4 protein-coding genes and 1 pseudogene are annotated in these 4137 nt (G+C 63.1%); 2 read left to right on the forward strand and 3 right to left on the reverse strand.

Annotated features, from left to right (window positions below; translation table 11 throughout):
* The coding region (locus tag ACESNG_RS14540; protein ID WP_373069509.1) for a hypothetical protein at window positions 1-811 on the reverse strand (811 nt) is incomplete at its 3' end.
* 57 nt (window positions 812-868) lie between these two features.
* Window positions 869-1993 (reverse strand): hypothetical protein, encoded by a 1125-nt coding sequence (locus ACESNG_RS14545; RefSeq protein ID WP_373069511.1) that lies wholly within the window; start codon window positions 1991-1993, stop codon window positions 869-871.
* Window positions 1994-2510: 517 nt separating this feature from the next.
* Between ACESNG_RS14545 and ACESNG_RS14550 the strand changes: the two genes are divergently transcribed.
* Together ACESNG_RS14550 and ACESNG_RS14555 are read left to right on the forward strand one after the other, a co-directional pair.
* Window positions 2511-2915: a hypothetical protein gene (locus ACESNG_RS14550; RefSeq protein ID WP_373069513.1), complete on the forward strand. Its 405-nt coding sequence runs from the start codon at window positions 2511-2513 to the stop codon at window positions 2913-2915.
* A 287-nt stretch (window positions 2916-3202) separates the two neighbouring features.
* Window positions 3203-3409 (forward strand): hypothetical protein, encoded by a 207-nt coding sequence (locus tag ACESNG_RS14555; protein WP_373069515.1) that lies wholly within the window; start codon window positions 3203-3205, stop codon window positions 3407-3409.
* 122 nt (window positions 3410-3531) lie between these two features.
* Here the strand turns inward: ACESNG_RS14555 and ACESNG_RS14560 are convergent.
* A pseudogene (locus ACESNG_RS14560) lies at window positions 3532-4137 on the reverse strand (hypothetical protein); the annotation flags it as partial.

Genomic DNA, 4137 nt, shown 5'->3' on the forward strand with positions numbered 1-4137 from the left:
CCCCAACACATGACGCCATAGTTTCTTCACAGAAGCCGCTCCTTGTTCGTTCCGGACTCAACACCCAGGAACGTAGACGGGGAGCGGCTTCTGTGACCACACCCCTGTCATTTCCACCCACACAAACGACAGAAGAGCCGCAATCTTCGGTCGATTTGCCGGCATACAGCAACGGCCGCTCTGTGAAGATCGTCGCGAGCTGCTTTGCAAAGCGGCGGCGGCACCACATCGGCAACTCGTTGGTTCGCGGCGCGGCGCCGGAGGGCCCGCCGCCGCGCTGAGCGCGTTCGTTGCCCGGGAGATGGAGTTGGTTTGGAACGCCATCGTCGCCGCGTCCGACATGGTGGATGGTGATCCGCTGGAGTTCGCCGCTTGCGGAGCCGGCGTCGGCGGCGCCGATGGTCGTTGCGCATGCATCAGATGTGCAAGCGCAGAACCGAACCAGCGCCCGTTCGATGTCGGTGAAACAACGGCGGCGCGTATTGCGTTCTGACGGCTGCCATCCCGGCCATTCCAGGGCGGCTTTCGGGAAATGCAGTTGCGCCACAAGCAACACAGCCGCCCGCCGGTCCACACGATCCTCGAAGGTGCTGCCGTTGGCGAGGAAGTGTTCGACGGCCGCGTGGGCTCCTTGGTGTGCGCAGCGTTCGGCGAGTTCGCTCATCAGCATGGTGAGCGTGACGGCCCCGTCCGGCGACAGGACGCCCATCGCATCGAGGCGGGCCTGATAGTCGTGGGGGAAACCTTCACGGTTCCACACCGTCATGAAGGCAAGCGGATCGGTTGGGCAGTGTTCGTGGCTGTAGGTCATAGTGAAACAGACCGTCAGCAGGGTGCTGCAGGGCGCACTCACAGCCCCACCGCCATGTCAGCTCTGCGCGCTGCGGTTCGCCTTTCTCGCTACTGCGGCTGCGCAGTGCTGTCCGCACACCGTGTGTTGGGACGCGTGGACATCCCAAGCAATGGCGTTCTGCCACAACGCGAACCCGACGATGTCGAGCAGGAAGAAGTCCGGCTCCAGGCTGCTCGCGCGACCGAAGAGAGTTTCGGCGCCTTTCGCGGTGCGGAAGACCGACTCAACATCCACACGAAAGCCACGCAGATGCGGAGCCTCCAACGGGATGTGGATCGGGCGCACCCAGTCTGCCAGCGCGCACTCGTGCGAGGACCCCATCCGCTGGCCTGAGTGATCGAACCGAAACTTGACATCGCCATGGCGGCACGGAACCTCGTAGTGGCCGACAAGGCTCCTCGAGCCGTTGGCGTCTTCGTGGAAACGCAGATCGCTGCGTTGCAAGATGTCGCTGTCGAAGTTCGGTCGATGCTCATCGGGAGGACAGGACCGCAGCATGCCATCCAACGCCCAGATCTGGTGGGCGCAGCGGCCGCCGCCGACCGGGTGAGTGATCGTCTCAAGTGCCCGTGCGATCGCGAGTGGTTTCGGCTGCGATTTGTTGCCAAGCTTGTACTGCAAGCCTTCCGGCACCGCGACGTGAGGATCGTGAGGTGACGCGCCCTTCATCTCGACCAACGGCATCACCCCAGCGAGCATCACCTCGCGGATGAATTTGCCAGCCAGCAAACGGTCATACGCAAACGCGTGCAGCCCAGCACCGTAAATCTCTACTGCCTGATGGAACAGTCCCATCGATGCCCCGGTCTCGTTGCGATCGAAGTACATGCTCACACCAGTCACGACGCGCTGCCAGCGCAGTTCCCCATGCGCTCCCATGAGAGCAATCGGCAAACCCCGGCTGCCGTTCTTGTCGCGTTCGGCGTTCTTGCCGTAGAAGGTCGCCGCCCAGCGCGGATTGAGACCGTCTTTGGAGCGGGTGTTGCCGTGGAACTCGCCGGTGCGCCCGTCGAACCAGTTGTCGGTGAGCGGTGTAAAAGTTGTTCCGTCGCAGTAACCGGTGTTGGCGCGGTTCGGTGAGACAAGGTTCGCCGGACCCGAAGGTCCGAGCAACCCCACGTCAAGCGTCAGCGCCTTCATCGCTGGCGACAACGCCAACGCGACCTGTGCGCCGATCCCCACACCCGCCCGATCGCGCAGATGGCGAAGCTGATCATGAGTCGGCGGGCGTCGCGGCAAAATACGCCCGACGCGAGACGCCGACTCACGCATCGTTTCCCACACACTCGTGTATTTCATCAGCGAGGCCAGCTCGTTGCGAGCCCCCACCGGCCACTGGCCAGCACAGAAGATGAGCATCGAGACGGGATCGGTGCTGCCGACACAGAACGGGGCAATCGATTCGGACATCTCCTCCAAACCCGGCATCGCCGCAATGGCCTCGAGGTCCGAGATGGAATTCCTTGCGATCGTCATGGCGAACGACTCCTTTTGGTGGTGGAACACCCACCGTCTGGGCCACCCCCACCCCCGCACTCGCAGCCCCATCAGGCTGCGCTAGGAGCGGCCGCCGTGGGCGCGTGCGCCATCGCGCTACCCGTGCACGGTGAACCCTGTGGCGCCGACCGGCCTCGCATCACGGCACTGGAGGCCACCCATGAACACCATCAGCTACACCGACGTACTCGAACAGCTGCGCAGCGACCGCGACCAAACCGAGCAGCGCCTCAGCGCACTCCGCAGCGGTATCGCCGCATTCGAGAGGCTTGCCGACCCGACCGGGCTCCCCAAGAAGTCGAAGCGCGCCAAAGCAACCGCAAGCACTCAAGACGTCCCGACGGAGTTGATAGCGCTGGGCACCAAAGAGCGGATCGTTCACGTGATGAACGCCGACCCAACCAGAACGTGGACTGTCAACACCCTCTCGGCTGAAACCCACGTTGCCAGCTTGAGCAGTATCCGCACCACCGTCGGCCGCCTCGCAATCGACGGCGATGTCTCCCACAATCCCGACGATCAGACCTGGACGTGGGTCACAGCGCCAGCAACGCTCCGATCCTGACTCGAAACGCGCTACAGATCAGCGTCGCAAGCCGGAAACTGACCTGCCACGCGCGATCACGCACCCGTGTGTGGTGTGGGGCCGCACGACGCAATCGAATGGCCAACACCGGCCGATCGACTGGGGCTCTGCGCAAGCATCGTGGGCTGGCGGGCCGCGGCGCGCAAGCCCCCAGAGTGGCAGCTCGCTGTCGCGAACAACTGCCACAGTCCACCATGTAACGAGAGGCGCTTCCTCACTGAGAATTGGTCCGTACCACTCATGTGAGACATCCCTGGTTAGACGTCATGTCTGAAGGGCTGGCGCTTGAGCACGTCCGATACGCGGTCGTTCATCGGACGCTTTCGGGAGACGGTGATTGTGCCGTCGGCCGATCGGCCGTCGACATCCAACACTTCGCCGGAAGCCGACGCACCGACACGGATCACGACGACGTTCGTGCCGCCGCAGAAGCGGCCGAGATCGTGGCCGAACTGGATGGCATCGAGAACTGATCGTGCTCACGTGGTCGCCCTGCGGTGCGTTCCATGGTTCGTTCACCCGAGCTTGGAAGCGCGTACGCAGCCGCGGTGCCAGCTACGCCACGCTACTGTCCCCCGGCTATAAGAAGCCGGTGTCAGCCAATGCGTGTCCAGGTGCCGCAATCGTTGTCGGTCTTGAAGGCAGTGTCGGTGGGCGAGATCGTCACAAACGCTGGCCCGCCGGTAGAGATGAAATCGTTGGCGATGATCGACCCGAGCGTTCCGTCAAAGGATGTGGCGCGTTCCCAGTAGCAGCCGTTCGACACGTTCGATGAGTATGTGCCGGGCTGAATATCTGAACCGACGACCCATGCGCCTTGTGTGATCGTTGCCGAGGCTGAAGCCGGTGGCGTGTATGGCCTGAAAGTGCGACAGTCAGCATCGAACTTGAATGCCAAGTCTGTCGAACGGATATCAACGATCGCTGGCCCGGCGAATGCCTGGAAGTCATTGGCAATGATCTCAGCGAGAGTGCCTCCCAATCCGCTGAGTCGCTCCCAGTAGCAACCACTCATCGCCTGAGCGATGTACCGCCCAGCCGGGGCACCCGCGCCAACCAAAGTCGTGCCGGGACGGAGGTTCCCTGTCGACGGAGGGGTTGGGGTTGGGGTTGGGGTAGGGGTTGGAGTTGGGGTACGAGTGCCGAGCACTCTTGTCGGGTTTGCGATCGGGGTGAACGCGGAACCGGCCGGGAAGAACCC

The sequence above is a fragment of the Gemmatimonas sp. genome (assembly GCF_041689975.1).
GTDB lineage: Bacteria > Gemmatimonadota > Gemmatimonadetes > Gemmatimonadales > Gemmatimonadaceae > Gemmatimonas.

Bases quoted from the DNA above. Each gene is read 5' to 3' on its own strand.
- ACESNG_RS14550 (WP_373069513.1), top strand. From the start codon at position 2,511: ATGAACACCATCAGCTACACCGACGTACTCGAACAGCTGCGCAGCGAC.
- ACESNG_RS14555 (WP_373069515.1), top strand. From the start codon at position 3,203: ATGTCTGAAGGGCTGGCGCTTGAGCACGTCCGATACGCGGTCGTTCAT.
- ACESNG_RS14545 (WP_373069511.1), bottom strand. From the start codon at position 1,993: ATGAAGGCGCTGACGCTTGACGTGGGGTTGCTCGGACCTTCGGGTCCG.